We start from the raw sequence: 24081 nt of genomic DNA on the forward strand, positions 1-24081 counted from the left end.
GCACGTGCTGAACCACCGTAGGTTTTCGCCAATACCGTGGTGATCGCAGCGGTCAGAGTAGTTTTACCGTGGTCAACGTGGCCGATTGTACCTACGTTAACGTGCGGTTTGGAACGTTCAAATTTTTCTTTTGCCATGACAGCCTCTTTTTGGACAACGTACGGTGGTTAAACACCAACAATTGAAAATCATTAACCGACAATTATGCCGAATTTAGCGAGACAAGGGAAGAGTTGGACCGGATAAGTGGTGCTGATAGGCGGATTTGAACCGCCGACCTCACCCTTACCAAGGGTGCGCTCTACCAACTGAGCTATATCAGCACGAATACAGATTATTGGAGCGGGTAGTGGGAATCGAACCCACATCATCAGCTTGGAAGGCTGAGGTAATAGCCATTATACGATACCCGCATGCCTTGAATCGGGCCACCTCAAACCATTCTGGACTCACCGCATTCTACAGATAATGCAAAAATGGTGGAGGGGGCAGGATTCGAACCTGCGAAGGCTGAGCCGTCAGATTTACAGTCTGATCCCTTTGACCGCTCGGGAACCCCTCCATAACCATATTTTGAGTTGGTGCCGGCACCAAGAGTCGAACTCGGGACCTACTGATTACAAGTCAGTTGCTCTACCAACTGAGCTATGCCGGCACCCCGGTTAGGTGGAGCGCATTCTATTGTATCGATTTTGATGATGCAATAGTAAATACCAATTTTTTTAGGTTTCTTGGTCCGTTTGGTTAATTTGCGAACGGATGACGCAAAATAATGGTTTCGCCACGGTCCGGACCTGTCGAAATAATGTCCACAGGAACGCCAGTTAAAACTTCGATTCGCTTGATATAAGCCATCGCTGCAGTTGGCAAATCTTTATGCTCAGTGATACCCACTGTGCTGTCTTGCCAACCTGGCATTGACTCATAAATTGGCTCTACTGTGTCGTAGTCTTCGGCAGCCATTGGTGGGTAGTTGACCACGTCACCATTTGGCAGTTTGTAGCCCACGCAAATCTTAAGTTCATCTAAACCATCTAATACATCTAGTTTAGTCAAACAAAAGCCACTGACAGAGTTAATCTGCACTGCACGACGCGCAGCAACTGCATCAAACCAACCAGTACGGCGCTTACGCCCAGTAGTGGCTCCAAATTCATGCCCTTTAACACCCAGATGTTGGCCAACTTCGCATTCCAGTTCAGTTGGGAACGGGCCACTGCCAACGCGCGTGGTGTAAGCTTTGACGATACCCAGTACATAGTCAATATAACGTGGCCCGAAACCAGCGCCTGTGGACACGCCACCGGCAGTAGTATTCGACGAAGTCACATAAGGATAGGTACCGTGATCGATGTCTAATAAGGTGCCTTGTGCGCCCTCAAACATGATGTGTTGGCCAGCTTTACGGGCATCATCAAGTAAGGTTGGAATGTCGGCAATCATGTCTTTTAACTGGCCAGCAATTTCACGGCAGTAATTTAAAACGTCTTCAACATTTACCGCTTCAACTTTGTAATAATTAACCAAAGTAAAGTTGTGGAACTCAACCACTTCACGCAGTTTTTCTTCAAATCGCGCGAAGTTAAATAAGTCACCCACACGTAAGCCACGGCGTGCCACTTTGTCTTCATAAGCTGGGCCAATGCCACGCCCCGTAGTACCGATAGCTTTAGCACCTCGAGCAATCTCGCGTGCCTGGTCAAGTGCAATGTGGTAAGGCAAGATCAGTGGGCAGGCTTCGCTAATAAGCAAACGCTCGCGTACCGGAACGCCACGCTTTTCTAGCATAGCCATTTCTTCCATTAACGCTTCTGGAGACAGCACCACGCCATTACCGATAACGCATTTCACGTTGTCACGTAAAATACCTGATGGGATAAGGTGTAATACGGTTTTCTCACCGTCAATCACTAAGGTGTGACCTGCGTTGTGCCCGCCTTGATAGCGAACCACAAGTGACGCTTTATCTGTCAGCAAATCAACGATTTTGCCTTTACCTTCGTCACCCCATTGTGTGCCTAGAATTACTACATTTTTACCCATGATCTCGTTACCAGCGGTTACTGTTGAAAAAACAGGCGGCGATTTTAACAGGTATTTGGCACCGGCGGTAGCCCGATCAGTCGCCACTCAATGCATTTTTTAGGCGTTGGTAGTCCACCGTGTCGTGATAAATTGCAAATCCAAAACGCAATCGTTCACCTCGATAATCAGTCTCAACACCCACTGCACGCAACCGCCCTGCCAACTCCTCCACAATTTCAGCGTTTTTCAGTTTGAACGTAAGAAAGTGGCCATGATGATCAAGGTTGTCGACCAATAAATGCGTTCGATTAATCTGTGGGTGGCCAAGCTCATCCAACACCGTAAGAAATTCAGCTTGTAACTGTTGCACGTAGCTATGCATGCCAGCCACCGACAGCGCATCCCGCTGCCACCATAACAAAACACTCTCGAGCCGATACAGCGCTGAAAAATCCATTGTCGCGCCAGCAAAGCGCATTCCGTCATCCGCGTAACCAACAGTTCCAGTTTGTGGCTTTGCTAGGTTTGCAAAATCAGCAAACCATCCGGTGTATTCTGGGCGCAGTTGGCAGCCTTTAGGAACCGCCATAAAACAACAACCCTCCCCGGCCTGAAGGTATTTATAGGCGCCAGCTACATAAAAAATACGGTTGGCATAAGGGCTTAAATCGGTCGGTATTGCGCCGCACCCGTGGTAGCCATCAACAATGATTTGCGTGGCAACAGGTACTTGGTGAATCCAGGTGCTCAAGTCAGGCGCTACCACGCCAGAATTGTAGAAAACCTGGCTGGTAAATATTAGGTCAAATGTGCCCTGTTGAGTTGCTGCCAACCAACGTTGCTCAAACGTATCGTAAGGTTCAGTTGGCACCGTTGTTAACTCAACATTTTTGCGCTCTTGCAGCCGCTTTATCTGGCGCGCAAAACTATGAAACTCGCTGTCGGTGCTCAGCACGCGCAGCGGCTGCGTTGGGTCAAAGCTGGTAATCACCCGATATAGCAATTCATGTGTATTACTCGCAAATACAAATTGCTCTGGATGAGGGTGATTCAGTAATTTCGCTAACAGCTGCTGCACCGACGGCACACGTTCGCCGAAAATGATGTCCCATTTGTGATCCACGCCGCGGGCACTGTCGTCCCAATAGTGCAACTGAGCATCGCGCGTTACATCAGGCCAATAGTGGTGGCTGTGCGGCGCACAATGCAATGTGTTTGGGTGTTGAGCTAGATAGCGGCTGTAGTGTTTTTTGTAAGACATCTGTTCGTTACTCGTTGGACTTTTTTAGAAGACTATATACAAAAAACCCGCGGCACAACCGCGGGTTTTTATTCGCAATCAATAACGAGCTTGTTAGTTGGTTGCTGTTGAGTTCTTCAAGTATTTAAAGAAATCACTTTCCGGTTCAAGCACCAGCACATCGTTGCCAGTGGCAAAGCTTTTTTCATAAGCTTGTAAACTACGAATGAATGAGAAAAACTCAGGGTCTTTGCTATATGCGTCAGCATAAATTCCTGCTGCTGCTGCATCACCTTGACCGCGTAATTCACGTGACTCACGCTCGGCGTCCGCAAGCATAACCGTTACACGGGCATCAACATCAGCACGAATAAATTCAGCTTGCTCACGACCTTCAGAACGGTGCTCCATGGCAACCGCTTGACGCTCAGCACGCATCCGCTGGAATATCGATTGGCTGACTTCGGTTGGCAAGTTGATTTGCATCACCCGTACGTCAATCACTTCGATACCCAATTCTTGAGCACTATCGGCACCACGAATTAGCGCTTCACGCATTAAGTTGTCACGCTCACCAGAAACAATTTCTTTGATGGTACGGCTACCAAATTCGGCACGCAAACCACTGCTGACACGACGTGTTAACAAGGCTTCTGCTTGCGCTTGGTTACCGCCATTGGTCGACAAATAGTACGTTGCAAAATCAGAAATTCGCCACTTCACGTACGTATCAACGATCAAGTCTTTTTTCTCGCTGGTTACGAAACGGTCTGGATTACCATCAAGTGTTTTAAAACGTGCATCAAGGCGCTTAACGTCTTCAATGAACGGTAGCTTGAAGTGCAAGCCTGGCGTATAAACTGTCGCTTCACCGGTGTCGGCATCACGCAATACTTTACCAAACTGAACCACAATGGCGCGTTGGCCTTCCTTCACAACAAAAATTGAGGAGAAGCCGAGCACCACAGCGACGATAACTAATACTGCTATAAAGTTTTTCATCGTTTACCCCCGGCCATCATTAAAGCGATCGCTGGTGCGAACACTTGTGTCATTCGAATTACTGCGCGACGAATTGCCATTTGGAATGTTACCTGAGCTTTGGGTCGGACGTGAGTTAGTACTCGACGCTTCGCTACGCTCAGGCTCTACCGAACCACGCTGCTTCTCAAGAATTTTATCCAGCGGCAAATACATCATGTTGTTGCTACCCTCTACATCCACCATAATTTTGGCGGTGTTGCTGTAGAGTTTTTCCAATGTCTCAATGTATAAACGCTCACGCGTCACAACAGGTGCAGCTTGGTATTGTGGCAACAGCTCTTTAAAGCGAGCAACCTCACCTTGAGCTTTCAACACTACTTGCTCACGATACGCTTGGGCTTCCTGCAGAACACGGCGAACCTGACCACGAGCCAACGGTTCAACTTGTCGTGCATAGGCTTCTGCTTCGCGAATGAAGCGTTGCTCATCCTCTTGCGCCGAAATAGCGTCATCAAAAGCATCTTTTACAGCTTCAGGTGGGCGCGCTGGCAACAAGTTAATGTCCACCACTTGAATACCTAATTGGTAAGGTGCGATGACATTTTCCAATAATTCAAGCGTGTTTTGACGAACAGTTTCACGGCCTACGGTTAAAACTTCATCCATGGTCGTGTGGCCAACAACGTAACGCAATGCGCTATCGGTTGCCTGCGCTAAACTACGATCTGCATTTTCTACCGCGAACAAATAATCGCGCGGATTCACGATACGGTACTGAACGTCAAGCTCAACGTGCACTACGTTTTCGTCTTGGGTTAGCATGAAACCTTCAGACTGGAACTGTTGTACGTTGCTCACGTCGACTGTTTCGACAGAATCGACAAAAAATGGACGCCAATGCAGGCCAGACTCGACCAAATTGTGGTATTGACCGAAACGCAATACAACGCCGCGCTCGGCTTCTTTAACGGTATAGAAACCAGCAATAAACCAGATAACTACGATTAAAATAGCGATAACGCCAAAACCACGTGATGGGAACCCACCACTGCTTTTTTTACCGTCACCGCCTTTGCCTTTGTTTCCGCCAAGACCTAACTTGCCAAGCAAGTTACGAATCGCTTCATCGAGATCGGGCGGGCCTTGATCGCGGCCGCCTTGGTTTTTCCATGGATCACGGTCATTGTTATTGCCGTTTCCCGGTTGATTCCAGGCCATTGATTACTCCAACTCTGGGTGGTTTATAAATACATTATTGTTAATTTGTTACAGCTATTCTACAAATCCTTGCAAGGTATCGCCATACTCTTTGGCGACATGTTTGCTTAAGCGTTGCCAGTCAACAGCTGACATTCGTACTTTCAATGCAAGCTGCCCGTCTTCACGGGTTTCTTCTGCTGTAACACTCTTCATGGCGTAAAGCTTACCACGTAACTTACCCATTGAGGGTGGAATTCGTAAGGATACGTCAACCATCTGTGGGCGCAAGCGTTGCACTAACGCTTGTTGTAACAAATCTATTCCGGCTCCTGACTGCGCTGATAGCCACACACGAATCGGCATCCCTTGGTCATCAGTATCTATACGCGCAAGCCCGTCATCCAGTTTATCTATCTTATTACAAATAAGCAGTTGCGGTACTTCGTCGGCGCCAATTTCATGCAAAACCTCTTGCACTTGATGCATGTTTTCTGCTTGGCGCTCATCCGCCACATCAATAACATGCAACAGTAAATCTGCTTCTTGCGTTTCCTGCAACGTGGCTTTAAAAGCTGCAACAAGTTCATGCGGTAAGTGCCGAATAAAGCCAACGGTGTCAGCCAAAATAATTGACCCTACATCAGCTAGCTCCAGCTTCCGCAATGTTGGGTCAAGTGTCGCAAACAGCTGATCGGCAGCATACACATGGGATTCAGTGATCTTGTTGAACAAAGTTGATTTACCGGCGTTGGTATAGCCAACCAATGATACTGTTGGAATTTCAGCGCGCTGGCGCGCGCGGCGCCCTTGTTCGCGCTGCTTCTGCACCTTTTCCAAACGCCCAAGAATGTTTTTAATACGACCCCGAATAAGCCGTCGGTCAGTTTCAAGCTGGGTTTCACCCGGGCCTCGTAAACCAATACCACCTTTTTGGCGCTCTAAGTGGGTCCAACCACGCACTAAGCGTGTAGAAATATGCCGTAACTGGGCCAGTTCTACCTGCAACTTACCTTCGTGGGTACGTGCGCGCTGCGCAAAAATATCAAGAATCAAACCGGTACGGTCAAGCACACGGCATTGGCATAACTTTTCTAAGTTACGTTCCTGCGTTGGGCTTAAGCTGTGATTAAAAATAACAATATTGGCGTCTAGTAATTTAACGTGATCAGCAATTTCTTCTGCTTTGCCTGAGCCAACAAAATATCTGGAACTTGGGGTGCTACGCGATGCTGTCACCACACCGAGGGTTTCAACCCCGGCGGATGACACGAGAAGTTTTAACTCAGAGAGATCTTCACGATCGATTTCGGCTGGGAAATCAACGTGGACCAGGATAGCACGCTCACCACTTTCAAACCTATCAAACAAGCTATCACTGCTCCTTCATCATAATATTAGTCAATCGCCTCTTCGCTATTCTCTGCTATTGGCAGATAATTTTGCGGAATGCGCGCTGGAACAACAGTTGAGATGGCATGTTTATAGACCATCTGGCTTACTGTATTTTTAAGTAAAATAACAAACTGATCGAACGATTCGATCTGGCCTTGCAATTTAATTCCATTTACCAAATAAATCGACACCGGAACGCGCTCACGGCGCAGCGCATTCAAAAACGGGTCCTGTAATGTTTGCCCCTTTGCCATATTCTGTTTCCTTTTTTTGTTATTGTTCGTGTCTGGCGGCAACATACTCAACCGCTTTTACCAGTCACTTTAACTATAGTTTAAATGCCACCATTTCGCAGCTTTGTCTAATTTATTTCAGCTTATACTGAATATAAGGTGAATGTTTTAGTTTTCAAGGCTGCCCTGCGCAAATAACTGTGGCTGCTGCGCACATAGCTCGATGGCTTGCTCCAGTAAATTCGGTGACTCACTTTCTAACCACTGCACACCAGGCCACTTGCGCAACCAAGTGAGCTGACGCTTGGCTAACTGCCGCGTTGCAAAAATACCGCGGTCAATAAACTCCTCGTAATCATAGTCGCCATCCAGGTATTGCCATGCCTGACGGTAACCAACACAGCGTATAGCTGGTAAATCGACATGTAAATCAGACCGTTGTCGTAGTTGTTCGACCTCAATAAGAAGACCTTGTTCAACCATTTGACGAAATCTTAACTCAATACGTTGGTGTAAGGTGGCACGATCACGCGGTGCAACCGCAATTTGAATTAAGGGGTACGGCAAAGCACCATGGCGCGCAGCAGTTAAATCCGTTAATGTCTGGCCTGAAATACGATATACCTCAAGCGCACGCATTAACCGTTGGGGGTCATTCGGATGAATTCGCGCGGCACTTACGGGGTCAATTGCAGCGAGCTCGGAATGCAATTTGGCGCTACCGCCTTGCTCGAGCTCGCGGCCGAGTTGTTGACGAATACCTTCATCAGCTTCAGGCAGTTGCGACATCCCTTCTAACAAGGCTTTAAAGTACAACATGGTTCCGCCCACCAGCAGCGGAATACGACCTTGTGCAATGATGGCATCAATTTCACGGCGCGCATCGGCCGCAAACTGAGCAGCCGAGTAACTCTCGGCAGGGTCACAAATATCGATGAGCCGATGCGGAGCTTGCGCTAATTCTTCTGCAGTTGGCTTGGCTGTACCAATATCCATGCCCCGATATATCAGCGCCGAATCTACGGAAATAATGTCACAAGGAAGCTGCTGTGTAAGCGCGATAGCCAAGCCGGTTTTGCCCGCAGCAGTTGGTCCGTATAAACAGATAACGAAAGGTTCATTCATCGCAGCGGCTCCGGCATTTTTGGTAACGTAACCTCAGTTAACCATTGCGGATTCGACCGCAGTTGGTCTTGCCAGCAGCGCAGCCAATGCTCCGCTTGCGTCAGTGAATAGTCGGTTTGTACTTGATGAATTGCCAGCCAACTAAATACATCTTGATGGGTCTGAAGTCGTTTAACCAACGTCGCAATGCTCGTCGCGATATCTGTTTGGCGTAAAACTGACGGTACATCAAGTACCGTCACCGCACGCTTAGACTGTTCATAACGCACACCCAGTCGCGCCAGTTGTTTGGCATCAATGTCGCCCAGTGCGCGCAGCAGTGTTGCATCGGTCAATTTCACGGGTATCAGTAACGGCTGTCCTGCTAGCCCGACTTGCGCCTGTTGCTGCAGTTGCTGCTGCAAATAGGCATGTTGCACCCGTTGCAAATCAAGCAATGCCAATGGTTCTGAGGCAATAAGAGCGAAGCGCTGAGCCACCACCTGAAGCACAGAATGCGGTAACGATGGCTTTGGAGTCTGCAGTGTTGGCGCCGGCTCAGGAGCAGCCATTCGCGTTGGGAATATCTCCCGATGTTGTGGTTGCAGCTCACGAACTTGCTGGGTCAATGCTTCGCTGCTGGCTGTGTAGCCATGCTGCGTTTGTTCAGCTTCAGTTGCTGTGGCCGAAGGCGCCGAGCTAAGCGCTTGACGCGCGCAGTGCAACACGAAATCGTGAATTTGCCGGGCCTGATGAAAGCGCACTTCGTGTTTCGCCGGGTGCACATTCACGTCAACATCTTCGGCCGGTAATTCTAAGTACAAAACAAAGCTTGGCGTGCGTTCATCGTTTAATGTGTCGCCATAGGCTTGGCGTACCGCGTGCCCCAACAAACGGTCGCGCATCATCCGCCCGTTCACGTAAAAATACTGCACATCGGCTTGATGGCGGCAGGCGTGAGCAGGCGCTATCCATCCCCATAAGCGCACTGGACCTGTTTGTTCGTCGAAGCCTATTGCCGTGTCGGTAAAGCTACTACCGCACACCTGCGCAACACGTTTTATAGCGTGTTCAGGGTCTTGCACTGCATTGTATTGGCGTACAATTTTGTCATTGTGCGTTAAGTTAAAGCGCACCCCAAAGCGCGCCAGCGCAATACGCCGTAATACTTCATCTATATGCGCAAACTCGGTTTTGTCAGTGCGCAAAAATTTACGCCGCGCGGGCGTATTAAAGAACAAATCCTGCACATCAACGGTTGTGCCTTCAGGATGACTCGCCGGTGCTAATTCCGCCTGCATGTCACGCCCTTCAACCCACGCTTGCCATGCTTGGTCTTGGGTTGCAGTTTTCGAGGTTAGGGTTAAACGCGACACTGAGCTAATACTGGCTAAGGCTTCGCCCCGAAAACCGAGACTTTGAATTGCCTCCAAATCACTGAGCGAAGCAATTTTACTGGTGGCATGACGACTGAGCGCCAGTCCAAGTTCTTCTTTAACAATACCGCCACCGTTATCGCGCACACGAATACGACGCCGCCCACCTTGCTCAATGTCGACGCTAATTTGCGATGCACCGGCATCAAGGCAATTTTCAACCAGCTCTTTAACAACAGATGCGGGGCGTTCAATCACTTCCCCTGCTGCTATCTGGTTGGCCAGACTTATTGGCAGCAACTGAATCGGCATGTGTAAACCTAACTTAAGATGATGGAATTTCGAGCTTTTGCCCAACGTACAACACGTTGCTCGACAAATCATTGCGCTCTTTTAGCGCTTTTATCGATGTATTATAGCGTTGCGCAATCACTGACAGCGATTCCCCTGAGCGAACCACATGGGTGCTGCTACGGTTGGTCGCAAATAAGGTGCCATCAGGTGGACGGCGTTGGAAATAATTGCGAATACCCTGATAAATTGCACGCGCAAGTTGCTGTTGATGCTTGTTGCTAAGCAACTGCTTTTCTTCTTGGTGATTAGAGATAAAGCCGGTTTCAACCAACATGGATGGCACGTTGCCGGACGTTAATACAGCCAAACTGGCGTGCTGCGGTTCTGTTTGATGCATGTGCGCAACCCGTTTCATTTCGGCAATCACTTCGCGCGCCATTTCATAGCCGGTGCTCATGGCATGGCCCATTGTCATATCAATCAACGCTTTGTTGAGATAGCCATAAGTGTCATCTTCTTCAATGCGCATGTCGACACCACCGAGCACATCCGACAGGCGCTCTTTGTCCTCGAGCAAGCGACCCATTTCGTTATTCGCCCGCCGTGTCGATAGCACCCATACTGAGGCTCCGCGTGGCTGTGGACTGGTAAAGGCATCTGCGTGCACAGACACGAGTAAGTCAGCTTTGATTTCTTCAGCTTTGCGGGTGCGCGCTTTTAAGCCCACGTAGTAGTCATCGGAACGAATTAAGTACGCTTGCATAGCACTATCACGGTTAATGATATCTGCCAAAGCCTTGGAGATTTTCAGCACCACATGCTTTTCATAGGTACCGCTGGGCCCTATTGAGCCTGGGTCGTCACCACCATGTCCGGGATCGATAGCAATCGTGACTTTACGCTCCTCGAGCTGGTCAGCGCGCAGAGGTTCGTTTTTGCGCGCAATTGAACGCCCGGGCAAATCGATGACTAACCGCTCCCCGTAGCGATCATTAGCCGCTAATGGAAATACATTGGCATCAATTTTATCTGACAGCTCAATCACAATTCGAGTGGACTGTTTATTTTTGGGCGTACTGGTACGAATTTTTTTTATCAATAACGAATCGTTCTCCACCGTGTCTAGGTCAAGGCCCAATTGGGTACCATCAAAATCAATAACGAGTCGGTATGGCGTGGCTTGATAGAGGGTGAAGTAACTAAATTCCGGGCTGTCGCTAAGGTCAAATACTACACGTGTGTTGTCCGGTGCTGGCCACACCCGAACGTTCACAATCTCATTGGCATGAGCCGCGCCGCTGAAGAGCACGCACATGAACACCACTGCAGCATAGATATTTCGCATTACATTGTATCGAGCAATACTCGACCCCGTTCTGTTCGCGCATTTAAAGTGATTGATCGCGCAGTACCCGCATAATCAATCGTTATAATTATATCTGGCTGTGGAAGATACCCTTCACCGCGTTGGGGCCACTCCGCTAAAATAATTCTATGGGGTCCAAGGTAATCACGGATACCCATAAATTCAAGTTCTTCTGGGTCGGCCAAGCGATACAAATCAAAATGGTTGATTTGCCAAGGCGCCAGGTCGTAGCTTTCTACCAGTGTGTAGGTGGGGCTTTTAACATGCCCTTGGTGCCCTAGCGCTTGGATAAAACCACGGCTGAAGGTTGTTTTACCCGCCCCCAACTCACCTAATAAATACACGGTCAATGCACTATTGCATAGTTTTTTTTCTTGAGCTGACACTGCTTGAGCTAAGCGCGTTGATAACGCCAGTAATGCCGCTTCATTTTCCAAATAAAGAGTCTGACTTTGCATCAATGTTCCACTGTAAAAATCTTAGCTGCCAACGTTGGCTACCCAGGCTGCTGGGTCGGGTTTACCAGCGCACGCAACTGCATCAATAAATCGCTTGCTAGTGTACCACGTTCTCCGTTTTGCGCAGCATTCTCACCCGCAACAGCATGCAGCCACGCACTAACGGGCAATACGTATTCAGCATCAACGTGCTGCGCAATCATTGCCCCGACAACGCCGCTTAGCACATCGCCACTGCCCCCTGTAGCCAATGCCGGGCTGCCGCGGCGGCACACCCAGCGAGTGTCACTGCCGTAATTCTGTACTAATGTACCTGAACCTTTGAGTAACACATGTGCATGAAAGTTCTGACAAAGTTGCGTAAGGGCCTGCATACGGTCGGATTCAACCTGATCTACGCTACAATGCAGCAAGCGCCCAGCCTCGCCGGGATGCGGTGTAAAATACCAACTAGCACCGTCAGGTTTACGCATTGGCTGGGTGGCAACACTATTGAGCGCGTCGGCATCCCAAACTACTGGGCCCTCCCAACGTGCCACCTGCTCAACCAATTTTTGTGCCCAATCCGTTTGGCCAAGTCCAGGTCCAATGACGACCACCGATGCGAGCTTCAATAAACGACTTAGATCGTCATCAACATGATGCACCATGAGCTCGGGCTGGCTAACAGCCACCGCGAATTGGGATGACGCATGGGTCGCTACCGAAACTTTGCCTGCGCCACACCGCAGCGCTGCGCGTCCAGCGAGGGTTGCTGCGCCACTCATGCCAGGGGCACCACCTACAATCAGCACATGGCCGAACATGCCTTTGTGAGATGAAGGCTCTCGAGTTAGTAAGCACTCACGCACAATATCTTGGTTTATCGCTCTTAACGCCGGCTTCGCTGTATAAAATGCGGCAGCCACACCTAAATCCGCAAGCTCAATGGTTCCGCAGAAATTCGCAGCCTGACCGGTAACCAGCCCAACTTTAATTGCAACCATAGTTACTGTTTTGTTTGCTCGCACTGCTATCGGCTTGGGGCAACCAGTGTCACTGTCTAATCCAGTGGGCACATCAACGCTGAGCACCCAATAACTTCGGTTCTTGTCATTTAACAACGCAATCACGCGCTGATAGGCGGCGTCTAAATTACGGGAAAGGCCATTCCCAAGCAAGGCGTCGACAACGATGTTGACCCCCTCAAAATGCTTACTTTGCAAATCTGTGAGCGCAATCGACGAGCCACCATGATCGTGCCACGCTTGCGCGGCAGCCTTAGCCAGGTCAGAGCTTGGTTCCGCAGCAGCGACAGACACGCGATAGCCAGCTTGCTGGGCAAATCGCGCTAACACCCAACCATCACCGCCATTATTACCTGGCCCACAAAGTATCAGCAGCTGCGCGCCGATGGATTGCCGTTGCTTTATCGCTTGCAAGCATGCCTGCGCTGCGCGCTGCATTAACTGCGCCATGCTCACACCGTGCGCTGCAGCAGCCTTTGCCTCGCCGCTGCGAACTTGTTCGGTGGTATAAATCATCGCACTGAAATCTCTAAGCATCGGTGCATCCTCGTGTCTTTTTTGCTATGTTAGCGCTGCGCTCTATCCTAGAGGATAAATCGAATTGTATGGATTATCATCAACTCGCTGAAGATATTAAACGTTGGGGTACCGAACTTGGTTTTCAAAAAGTCGGTATCACTGATGTTGATTTAAGCACCGAACGCGAACATTTGCAGCGCTGGCTTGACCAAGGCATGCACGGCGACATGGAATGGATGGCGCGTCATGGTGACTTGCGTACGCGCCCCGATCAACTTCATTCAGGCGCTGTGCGCGCTATATCGGTGCGCATGAATTATTTACCGGCCGAAGCCGGTTTTGCTAAAACACTTAAAAACCCCCGCCTTGGCTACATCAGCCGCTACGCCTTAGGCCGCGACTACCATAAGCTTATGCGCAAACGCCTCAAACAGCTGGGCGATAAAATCCAGTCAGCTTGTGCCGACTTGGATTTTAGGCCCTTTGTTGACTCAGCGCCGATTATGGAAAAGCCGCTGGCGATAAAAGCCGGGCTCGGGTGGCGCGGTAAACACACATTGGTACTCGATGAAGGCAGTGGATCCTGGTTCTTTCTTGGCGAACTGCTGGTGAATCTGCCGCTACCTATGGATAGTGAAGTTGAGGAAAAGTGCGGCACGTGCAGCGCTTGTATTACCATCTGCCCCACGCAAGCCATTGTAGAACCGTATGTGCTTGATGCCAGACGCTGTATTTCCTATTTAACGATTGAATTGCGTGACAGCATTCCTGAACAATATCGACCGCTGATGGGTAATCGCATATACGGGTGTGATGACTGCCAGCTCATTTGCCCCTGGAATCGTTATGCCCAGCTGACCGGCGAGGACGACTTCGCGCCACGCAAAGATTTGCACGCGCCAGAATTACTGGAATTATGGCAATGGGATGAAGAACAGTTTCTGAAGCGCACCGAAGGCTCACCGATTCGGCGTATTGGCTATGAATGTTGGCAGCGTAATTTGGCTGTTGCTTTCGGAAATGCACCAACAGATACGGATATTATTGCGGCGCTAGAACAGCGATACCCGAACAGCACACCAATGGTTCAAGAGCACATCGACTGGGCCTTAGCTCGCCAGCGCTCAGGCGCGGTTAAAGTTGAAAAGCAGGTGATTCGACTTGTACGCGCGGTCGAGAAGGGGCTAACGCGTGATGCGTAGAGCCTTTATTTGATTGTTGAACGGTAGGAAGCTCCTTCACAAAGCTTTCTTGTTCCTGCGGGCTGCAGGCCACTAGAATCACCATGGTACTCATAATCAAACCCAGTAAAAACTTGTACATGATGCTGCTCCCCACAATCAACGTTACGGCCGCTATGGTAGCGAGCGGCACGATGCCGCTCAACAAGTTAAATGAAAGGATTTCGTAAAAGCTCTACATAGGGTGTGGAACGTTACAAGCGCCAGTTGAATAAACGGATACGCACTTGTTTTTCGGCTTCAACAGCCAGCAACAGCGCGACACCAATAGCAAGTATCAGTAGCCCATCGCGCCAACCAATTGCGGCTGTGCCCAACAACTTTTGTAGTGCGGGTACGTAAGTCACGGCCGCCTGTGCCAGCAAAATCAATATCACCGCAGTCCATAGTGGGCGGGTTCCGCGAAGTGAGCGCAGTGTCAGTGATGTACCATAGATATTGCGAATAAAAAACAGATGAAATATTTCTAATATTACCGCAGTGTTGAGCGTTAAACTGCGCGCCAGCTCGAGCGAGTAACCTTGCCCTAATGCGTATTGAAAGATGCCGAATATGCCCACCATAAATAGCACCGACACCAGCACAATGTGCCAAACCAAAGACGCACGTATTAAGGGTTCTGACCGTAGCCGCGGTGGCCGTTGCATGCTGTAAACTTCGGTAGGTTCGAATGCCAGCGTCAGCCCCAAAGTGATGGCGGTGACCAGGTTGACCCACAATAATTGAACGGGAGTTATGGGTAATGCCATGCTCATCAGTAAGGCAACAATGATGGTCATAGATTCCCCGACACTGGTGGGAATATCCCAGCTAATGACTTTCTTCAAATTATCGTACACCGTACGGCCCTGGCGAACTGCCGCCACAATGGATGCAAAGTTATCGTCCGTTAGCACCACGTCTGCCGCTTGTTTCGCCGCCTCACTGCCACGAATCCCCATTACAATACCCACATCGGCGCGCTTTAAAGCGGGCGCGTCATTTACGCCATCGCCTGTCATGGCAACAATATGCTGTTGCGCTTGCAAGGCTTTCACTAGCCGCAGTTTGTGCGCGGGGCTTGTTCGGGCAAACACATCGGTTGTCGCCAATGCTGCATTAAATTGCTCGTCAGTTAATTGATCCAAATCAGCCCCAGTGAGCACTTGATTCGTGTTGATCATGCCAACTTGCTGCGCAATTGCTCGGGCGGTACCTGGGTGATCACCGGTGATCATTTTCACGCCGATACCTGCTTGCTGGCATTCTTTTACGGCACGAACTGCTTCAGCGCGTGGCGGATCAACAATGCCGACCAGACCCAACAGCACTAAATTTTCAAGGCCATCTGAAGAACCCAGCAATTCAGTTTCTGGCTCTACACTTCGTTGGGCGAGGGCTAGCACTCGCAGGCCTTGTTGAGCCATACAGTCAGCTTGTTGTTGCCAATAATTTAGGTTTAAGGGGTGTATATCACTGAGAGTTTGCTGGTGCGTGCACATCGATAACACTTGTTCCGGCGCACCCTTTACGTGAATGAATCTCTGGTTATCTTGGCTATGGTTCAAGGTTGCCATGTAACGATACTCGGCATCAAACGGCCGCAAATCGTCACGTCGCCATTGCTGCCTTCCGTGTTCAGGCGGCGACCAGCCAATTTTTGCAGCCAATACCACCAAAGCGCCTTCCATTGGGTCGCCGCTTACGGCCCAGTCATGCTCTTTGTGCTGCAACTCGGCGTCATTACACAACAATGCAACCCGCCCTAGTTGCCATAGAACGGGATGATTTTCAGTTGCATTGCAGTTGCTGATTTCTCCGACGGGATTATAACCTTCACCACTAACGTCAAATTTTTCATCGGCAGTCACAACTGCCGTCACCATCATTTCGTTTCGGGTAAGCGTACCCGTTTTATCGGTACAAATAACCGAAACCGCGCCTAAAGTTTCAATGCTTGGCAAATGACGCACTATGGCGTTGCGCCGTGCCATGGCTTGCACCCCAACCGCCAGCGTAATCGTCATAACGGCCGGTAACCCCTCGGGAATAGCGGCTACCGCTAAACTTACCATTACCATGAACAGCTCGGCGAACGGCATAAGCTGCAACAGGCTCGCATAAGTGAGCAGTAATAAAGTCAACGCCAGTATGATCAGTGTTAACCATTTGGAAAATCGCGCTGTTTGCACCACCAACGGCGTAGTCAGCCGCGTCACTTCCGTTAGCATGACACCAATTTCGCCAAACTCAGTTGCTGTCCCTGTTGCAACCACAACGCCTTGCGCCTGTCCGGTGGTTACCCAGGTACCCAGATAAGCCATGCTGGCCCGGCTGCCCAACGGCGTATTCTTTGCAACAGGCTTCGTTTGTTTGCTGGCCGCCTCAGACTCGCCGGTAAGCACAGCCTCTTGTACTTGCAGGTTGTGGCAGCTCAGCAACCGCACATCCGCCGGAATTCTTGCGCCGGGTTCAAGTAAGACAATGTCGCCAACCACCAGGTTATCAGCAGGTACTTCAATTCGATTGCCGTCGCGTAAAACAACTGCTGTTGGTGCCAACATATGCCGCAAACTCGCAAGTGCTGACTCGGCTTTTCCTTCTTGGACGTAGCCGATAATGGCATTGATTAATACCACGGCGAAAATAACCACAGCGTCCACGTAGTGATGCAGCAACAAGGTAATGACAGTTGCGCCTAAAAGTACGTAGATGAGTACGTTATGGAACTGTCGCAAAAAGCGTTTTAGTGTGGAGGGTGGCGGTGGTTCAGGAAGTGCGTTTGGCCCATTTTTCGCAAGGCGAAGTGCTGCCTCAGCTTCGCTCAAGCCTATTTTTGACGAGTTAACAGCGCGCAAGGTTGCGGCTGGATCTTCGGCGTGCCAATTGGAAAGCATGAGGCCCCCAATAAACTTGGTTGTGCGCTAGCCGTTGCCGTTTAACGCCCTAATATTCGCTAAAATTTCTTCAAAAAAGGCTGCGCCCTTTTTGGTCGCAAACTCAATGTTTCGCTCAGGTATACGTTCTGGTTTAGCATAACTCGCTAAAGCTGCACTTAATCCGTCTTCACGCAACAAATGTAACATTGGGTACGGCGACCGATTGGTATAATTTGCTGCATCGTCGGCATCACTGCCAGCGAACTGATAGTTCGGATGAAAGGTCGCTAGTTGATAAACTCCCGTATAACCTTCCAGCTCGAGTAAACGCTCTGCGTAATCAACAAGTTCCAGATAGTCATGAAAATCGTCAACCCCCGAAGGTAATAGAAGCAGTGCGGTGGCGATGTCTTGGTTGGCATCAAGCTTTTTGCAAAGGTTTAATAAGCTTTGTAATTGATCTGCGGAAGCATCGCTTGGCTCAACCTGATAATCAATGGTTTGCCGCTCTACTTCTTGCCGTGCAAATGGGCACAGATTAAATCCAACGATGACTTGTTCTACCCACGCCGCAGTTTGCGCGATTAATTTTTCAGAGTTTTGATTCATAGTTTCGGGTTGTAAACCACTTCCCATAAATGTTGTTCGGGGTCCATAAAGTAACCGGCATAACCGCCCCAAGCGGTTGCTTTCGCCGGTTTAATCCACTGTGCACCTGCTGCCTGAGCTTCTTTCAGCACGGCATCAACTTCGGCTTCAGAAGCCACATTATGGGCTAGCAATACATGGGTTGGCGAGGCTGGAGTTACTGGTAGCCCAGCGTCGTTCGCTAAGCTATCACGCGGCCACAACGCGAACATTAGCCCACCGTCGAGTTTAAAAAAAGCCACGGCGCCATGTTCATATTCTTCACCAATGATTCCTTCTGTCGCCCAACCGAGCCCGTCGCGATAAAACGCGACGGCTCGCTCCAAATTACTTACTGTAAGTGTAATAAAGGAGATATGGGGACGCATGAGTTAGCCCTTAGGGTTCGGGCCAAAGCGGTTCTCGCCTGGTGTGCCGTCTAACACAAAGAATACTAGCAGTACGATGCCACCAATCAGCGGAATCAGGCTAATTAACAACCACCAACCTGACCGATCAGTATCATGCAACCGCCGAACACCAACTGCAATCGATGGAATTAAAACAGCTAAACCGTAGATAACACTCAGCAGACCAATTCCAGCTTCTGGATCACCGAGAGCCAAAAAGCCATCGATAAATCCTAAAACCAAAGAAATAATGACATTGAATAATACGAAGAACCAATATTCAGAGCGGCGCGCACGGCCAGTAAATACAGCATATTTCTTGAGTACGGCAATATACCAATTCATGTTATTTTCCTTTTTATAATGCCCTTGTTGTTATCGGCCTAGCGCATTGTTGGGCTCGATACGCTAGTACTGCATTCCGTTTGCAAAAATAACTTGTTTACTCTTCTACTTATGCTTACGCAGATAGTCTATAGCGCCTTTTACGGCGGCAACTTGTGCGTCAATACACTCTGCTGGCGAAGCGTTTTCGCTATCCGGATAAACTTCGGTTGTGCTGACATAGGGCGCATCGGTTAACCCCATGCATAACCCTAACTGCTTACCGGCGTAATGAATAACGCCTTCCTGCTCAATCGGTGCTCCAATCAATTTGCCATCTTCGTCTGCTGGCGCAATATGAGTAACTTTTCGCACAGAATCAATGATTGCTTTTTGGAAGTCAGGCGTCGGCTTTTCAGAGTTGCCTACGGTATAAAACCCATCAGGAATAGTCCAATTGGTGTTCACTGTACCGTCGCGCGCAGCTAAGGCAGGTCTAAATTCAGAGTTATCGGTGTCCGTTGTTTCATGCAAATCAATGTGCATTAAAAACTCGAAGTTGTGCCGCGCAAGGTAGTCCATAATGGCTGCGCACTCACCGGCGGGACTGTCTTGCTTAAACGAACGATTTGGATCGATAGCGAATGGATTCCAACGATTAATGGTTTCGTAGCCCCAAGGGCTGATGCACGGTGCAACGAGAATATTAAACCACTGGCTGTAATGTTCTGCCTGCTGTTTAATAAATGCCAATGCGCCATGAACACCTGAAGTTTCGTAACCGTGAACACCACCAGTGACCAAAATATTCGGTTTAGTGTTGTCCCATTGACGCGTTTTTACTAAAAACAACGGGAACGTGTTGTTGGAATAATCCAAGGCACCGTATTGCTCAACATCAAAACGGTCGTGCAATGTATTAATTTGGCTGACTACGTCTTCGAAGTAAGAACGTTTCACCTCTTGCGCGGCTAGCCACTGTTGCTTTTCTTCCGCTCCCCAAGGCTTTCCTGGAGTTCCAATTGGATACTGCTGGTCTGTCATGCATTTACCTTTTGCGTCACGCTGAATTTATTAAGCCACTAAATCAATGGCGATTTGCACCAATACAACAATGTTGGCTATTACACCAATAATAAAAAAATAACTGCGCGGGCTCGGGTTGCGCTCGGTCGCAATGCCGTAATACAACAACATGTGGACAATTCGTGCGAAGGCAAACGCCCATACCGATATGGCAAACCATTGTGAATCAACGCCAACGAAAACTGCTAAAAATGCTGCCGCAATAAAAAACGGAACGTTTTCCAGGCTGTTATGAAACGTGCGATGTGCACGAAAAACGAACGAACTGTGACCGAGAGTTTCATCAATTTTGCCGGGCACGGCGCCTGCTTGTTTTGCTTTTGCGCCACTGGCAATAATCCATTGCACCATTACCGTGGTTAAGATAACCCACAAACCACCATACACTAAATGACTCATAACTCGCCCTTACAGTGAATAAAGTTAACCTAACAGTAGCGGGTTAGCGAGTAAGGTGCAATATTAGCTACTCGGGTTTAAATATACCGATAAGCCCTTCTTGATTCACGGTGCTGGATGGCTTTTCTGCGTCGGCTTTAGGTGCCGCAGGAGGCTTGGCGCCACGCTCCGAAAACTCATGCCCACATTGCACACAACTCACCTGCTCTTGCTCACCTTGAATGGTTAACATGAGGGTGTCTTGCGCATGACACGCTGGGCATTCCGCGCCAGCGATAAAACGTTTACGAGCTTGAGTCATATTCACCTCTGTTGCTATCAGGTATAATTGTCGCAGAAACTTAGCAGAACACCAAGTCAGGGCTTTCTATGATAAACATTCGCGCGATGTCGTTAATGCGCGGCGGCAAGTTGTTGCTCGAAAATGCAGATATTACCATTTTCCCAGGCCATCATGTGGGCTTGGTTGGCCGTAATGGCACCGGTAAGTCGTCATTATTTGCATTACTTCGCCACGAATTGAGTGTTGAGCAGGGTGATTGTGACGTGCCCCGCGGTTGGCGTATTGCGAGCGTGAAACAAGAAACACCCGCGCTTGAGCGCTCGGCGCTTGAGTATGTGCTTGACGGTGACGAAGAGCTACGGAGTCTTGAAGCTCAACTGACACAAGCTGAGCAAAGCAACGACGGCCATGCCATTGGTGCGTTGCATGACAAACTTGCCACTATAGGTGGTTACGACGCACCGTCGCGCGCGGCAGCGCTACTGAATGGCCTTGGCTTTCAGCCCGAACAAATCTACCACCCTGTTAAAGCGTTTTCTGGGGGCTGGCGCATGCGCTTAAACCTTGCTCAGGCTTTGATCGCACGCGCTGATCTGTTGTTGTTGGATGAGCCCACCAACCATTTGGACGTAGATGCAATTTTCTGGTTAGAGGACTGGCTCCAGCGCTTTCCCGGAACGTTAATGGTCATTTCGCATGATCGGGATTTCCTCGACGCCGTTGCGCAGCAAATAATTCTCATTGAGCATCAAACCGCGACCACTTATAACGGTAATTACAGCAGCTTTGAGCGCCAGCAAGCGGAACACTTGGCCCAGCAAGAAGCACAGTTCGAAAAAGAACAGGCCCAGCGCAAGCATTTACAGACTTATATTGACCGGTTTCGTTACAAAGCCAGCAAAGCCAAACAAGCACAAAGCCGAATTAAAGCATTAGAACGGCTGCAGGCAAGTGCGCCATTGCGAGCAGCAAGTGGGTTCAATTTTAGTTTTCGTGCGCCCGAGCAGCTGCCAAATCCGCTGTTAACGCTCGAGAAAGTGCAAGCGGGTTATGGCGATACAGTTATTTTAAAAGGCATTAAGTTTAATTTAGTACCCGGCAGCCGTATCGGCTTGTTGGGCCGAAACGGCGCCGGTAAGTCCACCTTGGTTAAATTATTAGCGGGTGAATTGAAGGCGCAAGCTGGCGTGGTGGAACTCAACCCGGGCGTTAAGCTTGGCTACTTTGCCCAGCACCAGTTGGAAATGCTCGATATAAATGCCTCACCACTGATGCATGTTCAACGGCTTGATCCAACTGCAACGGAACAAACCTTGCGCGATTTTATTGGTGGTTTTGGCTTTTCGGGTGACGCCGCAACCGCGAAAGTTGCCCCCATGTCTGGCGGCGAAAAGGCACGCTTAGTATTGGCTTTAATTGTCTATCAAAAACCCAATCTATTGCTGTTGGATGAACCGACCAACCATTTGGACAGCACCATGCGCGAGGCGTTGGTTTATGCCCTGCAAGATTTCACCGGTGCAATGGTCATTGTGTCGCATGATCGCCACTTGCTGCGCACTACTGTCGACGAGTTTTATCTGGTGGCAAATCAGCATGTTGAACCCTTTGCCGGCGACCTAGACGCGTATCATGACTGGTTAAAGCAGCATACCCAAGCTGCCGCAATAGCTGACAACGCCAGCAGCGGGAAAGCCGATCGCAAAGCCGAAAAACGCCAAGCCGCCGAACAACGCCAGGCGTTGAAGCCGCTAAAAGACAAGGTTATCAAAGCAGAAAAGGCTATGGCTCAGCTCGAACAAAAATTGGCTGACTTGAACACGAAACTTGCGGACAACGGGCTTTACGACGACGCTCGCAAAAACGAACTGACCGATTTGCTCAAGCAACAGGCCACCACACAAAGCCTGTTAAATGCTGCAGAAGACGACTGGATGGCCGCTGAAGAAGCACTGCAAGAAGTACAGAACGAGGCAAGCAACTAATGGAAATTCCGTGGCAACAAGTAAATCCAGAAACATTAACCGGCATTATTGAAGCTTTTGTATTGCGCGAAGGCACCGATTACGGTGATCACGAAAAATCACTGCAGCAAAAAGTTGACGATGTTCGTGCACAATTAGAGCGTGGTGAGGCGGTATTAGTCTGGTCAGAACTTCATGAAACCGTGAATATACTTCCAGCTAATCATCGCTTCGATGATGAATGAAAACAGTCTGCCATGACACTGCAGGGTCACCTAAAATAATAAAATTTGGGTTGCCTAAATCAGCTTCTTGGTTGTAGGTAAGTGGCTTAAAGTTTTCATCAACAATGCGCCCCCCGGCTTCACCGACAATAACTTCTGCTGCGGCTGTATCCCATTCCCCTGTTGGCCCTACGCGCAAAAAACAGTCCGCCTTACCTTCAGCAATCATGCACGCTTTCAGTGAACAACTACCCGCAGGTAGCATGGCTAATTCGCGGTCCCCGGTCATGCGCTGCAGCACGCGTTCACGCGGCTGACGGCGGCTAATGGCCATATGAATCACATCTTGATCAGGGTCTGCCAGGCGCCGAATGTGAATTCGCTGCTTGCCGTGTACATCTTCGCGATACGCACCCTGCCCGCTTTGGGCCGTATAGAGCACATCGCCTGCTGGCCAATAAATCACACCCAGCACGGGCTGATTGTGCTCCACCAACGCAATAATCACGCCAAAATCCCCACTTCTGGCAATAAATTCCTGGGTACCGTCGATTGGGTCAATAATCCAGTAGCGCGGCCACTTCTTGCGTTCCTCAAACGTCAGGTGGGTGCCTTCTTCTGACAAAATGGGAATATCTGGCGTGAGCGCTGCAAGGCCATCAACAATCAATCGGTTGGCGGCAAAATCGGCACTGGTAACTGGTGAGTCATCTGCTTTTTCGTAGGTTTCGTAGGCTTGTTCTTCGTACAATTCAAGAATTAAATCGCCTGCCTTCAGTGCCACCTCCGCGGCTCCTGTTAACCATTGGTGCAACTGCTCAACGGAACTGTTGTCATTCATCGTTGCAATTCCCTTAAGGTCATCAGAAGCGCGGCGATACTGCGCGCTTCGGTAAAGTCTTCTTGCTCAAGCAGCGCATCCGCTTTACTAATCAACCATGGCACCGGCTCTAGCGGTTCAGGCTCATCACCGGGTAAGCTCTCTGGATACAAATCACGCGCTATAAAAATATGCATGGTGGCCGAAAAAAATTGCGGCGCCATCGTTACACTTTTCAGCGGTATCAATTGTTTCGCACCATAGCCAATCTCTTCTTTTAACTCGCGGTTTGCTGCTTCTTCAGGTGTTTCACCAGGGTCAATTAAGCCTTTGGGGAAGCCAAGTTGGTAGTTATGCAGGCCTGCCGCATATTCGCGGACCAACATTAATGTGTCGTTATCAACAAATGGAACAATCATCACAGCACCGCGGCCACTGCTGGCCATGCGCTCAAATTGCCGCTCAACGCCGTTACTAAAACGAAGATCGATCGCCTCAATACGCAACAGCCTGCTGGTTGCTACAATTTGTCGAGTCAAAATTTCTGGAATGGGTTTGTACGCCATGACGATTCCATTAAACTGGCTGAATACATCATCTTTCCGTTACTATAACGGCAAAGAAGCAAGCGGTACAACCAGAAGGAG

General features: G+C 49.4%; 24 protein-coding genes and 4 tRNA genes. 3 read left to right on the plus strand and 25 right to left on the minus strand.

Features of this window, described 5'->3' with window-relative positions:
• The 16 genes from ACN0UN_RS07200 to ACN0UN_RS07275 all read right to left on the minus strand — a co-directional run.
• Positions 1-137: GTP-binding protein (locus tag ACN0UN_RS07200; protein ID WP_417659485.1), on the minus strand; the 137-nt coding region annotated here is incomplete at its 3' end.
• A gap of 110 nt (positions 138-247) precedes the next feature.
• Positions 248-323 (minus strand) — tRNA-Thr (locus ACN0UN_RS07205).
• Between the two features lie 15 nt (positions 324-338).
• Positions 339-413 (minus strand) — tRNA-Gly (locus tag ACN0UN_RS07210).
• A 64-nt stretch (positions 414-477) separates the two neighbouring features.
• Positions 478-562, minus strand: a tRNA-Tyr gene (locus ACN0UN_RS07215).
• Positions 563-579: 17 nt separating this feature from the next.
• Positions 580-655, minus strand: a tRNA-Thr gene (locus ACN0UN_RS07220).
• Positions 656-744: 89 nt separating this feature from the next.
• Complete coding sequence (locus tag ACN0UN_RS07225) at positions 745-2043, minus strand: adenylosuccinate synthase (RefSeq protein WP_128352227.1); 1299 nt, start codon at positions 2041-2043, stop codon at positions 745-747.
• Positions 2044-2119: 76 nt separating this feature from the next.
• Positions 2120-3286 (minus strand): aminotransferase class V-fold PLP-dependent enzyme, encoded by a 1167-nt coding sequence (locus tag ACN0UN_RS07230; protein ID WP_417659397.1) that lies wholly within the window; start codon positions 3284-3286, stop codon positions 2120-2122.
• 93 nt (positions 3287-3379) lie between these two features.
• Positions 3380-4267: a protease modulator HflC gene (gene hflC / locus ACN0UN_RS07235; RefSeq protein WP_128352229.1), complete on the minus strand. Its 888-nt coding sequence runs from the start codon at positions 4265-4267 to the stop codon at positions 3380-3382.
• 3 nt (positions 4268-4270) lie between these two features.
• On the minus strand, positions 4271-5467 hold the full coding sequence (hflK, locus tag ACN0UN_RS07240; RefSeq protein WP_417659398.1) for an FtsH protease activity modulator HflK: 1197 nt from the start codon (positions 5465-5467) through the stop codon (positions 4271-4273).
• 54 nt (positions 5468-5521) lie between these two features.
• Positions 5522-6817, minus strand: coding sequence for a ribosome rescue GTPase HflX (hflX, locus tag ACN0UN_RS07245; protein ID WP_128352231.1), 1296 nt, complete (start codon positions 6815-6817; stop codon positions 5522-5524).
• A gap of 26 nt (positions 6818-6843) precedes the next feature.
• The gene (gene hfq, locus ACN0UN_RS07250) at positions 6844-7095 is read right to left on the minus strand and encodes an RNA chaperone Hfq (protein ID WP_417659486.1); all 252 of its coding nucleotides are present in this window, start codon (positions 7093-7095) and stop codon (positions 6844-6846) included.
• Between the two features lie 147 nt (positions 7096-7242).
• Entirely contained in the window at positions 7243-8199 is a 957-nt protein-coding gene (gene miaA, locus ACN0UN_RS07255; RefSeq protein ID WP_417659399.1) for a tRNA (adenosine(37)-N6)-dimethylallyltransferase MiaA, read from the minus strand.
• Positions 8196-9866, minus strand: a complete 1671-nt coding sequence (mutL, locus tag ACN0UN_RS07260; protein WP_417659400.1) for a DNA mismatch repair endonuclease MutL — start codon at positions 9864-9866, stop codon at positions 8196-8198. The genes miaA and mutL overlap by 4 nt, the downstream gene beginning before the upstream one ends.
• Before the next feature lie 13 nt (positions 9867-9879).
• The gene (locus ACN0UN_RS07265) at positions 9880-11193 is read right to left on the minus strand and encodes an N-acetylmuramoyl-L-alanine amidase (RefSeq protein WP_417659401.1); all 1314 of its coding nucleotides are present in this window, start codon (positions 11191-11193) and stop codon (positions 9880-9882) included.
• A complete protein-coding gene (gene tsaE / locus ACN0UN_RS07270) occupies positions 11193-11672 on the minus strand; it encodes a tRNA (adenosine(37)-N6)-threonylcarbamoyltransferase complex ATPase subunit type 1 TsaE (RefSeq protein WP_417659402.1) in 480 nt (159 codons plus the stop codon). The genes ACN0UN_RS07265 and tsaE overlap by 1 nt, the downstream gene beginning before the upstream one ends.
• A 38-nt stretch (positions 11673-11710) precedes the next feature.
• Positions 11711-13216: an NAD(P)H-hydrate dehydratase gene (locus ACN0UN_RS07275; protein ID WP_417659403.1), complete on the minus strand. Its 1506-nt coding sequence runs from the start codon at positions 13214-13216 to the stop codon at positions 11711-11713.
• 68 nt (positions 13217-13284) lie between these two features.
• Here ACN0UN_RS07275 and queG point away from each other — a divergent pair, with 68 nt between their 5' ends.
• Complete coding sequence (queG, locus tag ACN0UN_RS07280) at positions 13285-14400, plus strand: tRNA epoxyqueuosine(34) reductase QueG (RefSeq protein WP_417659404.1); 1116 nt, start codon at positions 13285-13287, stop codon at positions 14398-14400.
• 233 nt (positions 14401-14633) lie between these two features.
• Here queG and ACN0UN_RS07285 read toward each other — a convergent pair whose 3' ends face one another.
• From ACN0UN_RS07285 to ACN0UN_RS07315, 7 genes are all read right to left on the minus strand, one after another.
• Positions 14634-17315 (minus strand): cation-transporting P-type ATPase, encoded by a 2682-nt coding sequence (locus ACN0UN_RS07285; protein ID WP_417659405.1) that lies wholly within the window; start codon positions 17313-17315, stop codon positions 14634-14636.
• A 27-nt stretch (positions 17316-17342) separates the two neighbouring features.
• Positions 17343-17906, minus strand: coding sequence for a DUF1415 domain-containing protein (locus tag ACN0UN_RS07290; RefSeq protein ID WP_417659406.1), 564 nt, complete (start codon positions 17904-17906; stop codon positions 17343-17345).
• Positions 17903-18313 (minus strand): VOC family protein, encoded by a 411-nt coding sequence (locus ACN0UN_RS07295; protein WP_417659407.1) that lies wholly within the window; start codon positions 18311-18313, stop codon positions 17903-17905. Before ACN0UN_RS07295 ends, ACN0UN_RS07290 begins: the two co-directional genes overlap by 4 nt.
• Positions 18314-18316: 3 nt before the next feature.
• A complete protein-coding gene (locus tag ACN0UN_RS07300) occupies positions 18317-18679 on the minus strand; it encodes a DUF805 domain-containing protein (RefSeq protein ID WP_417659408.1) in 363 nt (120 codons plus the stop codon).
• 105 nt (positions 18680-18784) lie between these two features.
• Positions 18785-19702 (minus strand): M14 family metallocarboxypeptidase, encoded by a 918-nt coding sequence (locus tag ACN0UN_RS07305; protein ID WP_417659409.1) that lies wholly within the window; start codon positions 19700-19702, stop codon positions 18785-18787.
• A gap of 30 nt (positions 19703-19732) precedes the next feature.
• The gene (locus ACN0UN_RS07310) at positions 19733-20143 is read right to left on the minus strand and encodes an MAPEG family protein (protein WP_417659410.1); all 411 of its coding nucleotides are present in this window, start codon (positions 20141-20143) and stop codon (positions 19733-19735) included.
• Between the two features lie 67 nt (positions 20144-20210).
• Positions 20211-20444 (minus strand): YheV family putative zinc ribbon protein, encoded by a 234-nt coding sequence (locus tag ACN0UN_RS07315; RefSeq protein WP_417659411.1) that lies wholly within the window; start codon positions 20442-20444, stop codon positions 20211-20213.
• Between the two features lie 68 nt (positions 20445-20512).
• On the opposite strand from ACN0UN_RS07315, the gene ACN0UN_RS07320 reads away from it, so the two are divergent.
• Together ACN0UN_RS07320 and ACN0UN_RS07325 are read left to right on the plus strand one after the other, a co-directional pair.
• Positions 20513-22411: an ATP-binding cassette domain-containing protein gene (locus tag ACN0UN_RS07320; RefSeq protein ID WP_417659412.1), complete on the plus strand. Its 1899-nt coding sequence runs from the start codon at positions 20513-20515 to the stop codon at positions 22409-22411.
• The gene (locus ACN0UN_RS07325; protein ID WP_128352247.1) at positions 22411-22635 is read left to right on the plus strand and encodes a YheU family protein; all 225 of its coding nucleotides are present in this window, start codon (positions 22411-22413) and stop codon (positions 22633-22635) included. Before ACN0UN_RS07320 ends, ACN0UN_RS07325 begins: the two co-directional genes overlap by 1 nt.
• Here the strand turns inward: ACN0UN_RS07325 and cysQ are convergent.
• The gene (gene cysQ, locus ACN0UN_RS07330) at positions 22610-23455 is read right to left on the minus strand and encodes a 3'(2'),5'-bisphosphate nucleotidase CysQ (protein ID WP_417659413.1); all 846 of its coding nucleotides are present in this window, start codon (positions 23453-23455) and stop codon (positions 22610-22612) included. The genes ACN0UN_RS07325 and cysQ overlap by 26 nt on opposite strands.
• Positions 23452-24000, minus strand: coding sequence for an ADP compounds hydrolase NudE (nudE, locus tag ACN0UN_RS07335; protein WP_128352249.1), 549 nt, complete (start codon positions 23998-24000; stop codon positions 23452-23454). Before nudE ends, cysQ begins: the two co-directional genes overlap by 4 nt.
• Positions 24001-24081 lie beyond the last annotated feature (81 nt).

Source organism: Pseudidiomarina sp. (assembly GCF_048267825.1).
GTDB lineage: Bacteria > Pseudomonadota > Gammaproteobacteria > Enterobacterales > Alteromonadaceae > Pseudidiomarina.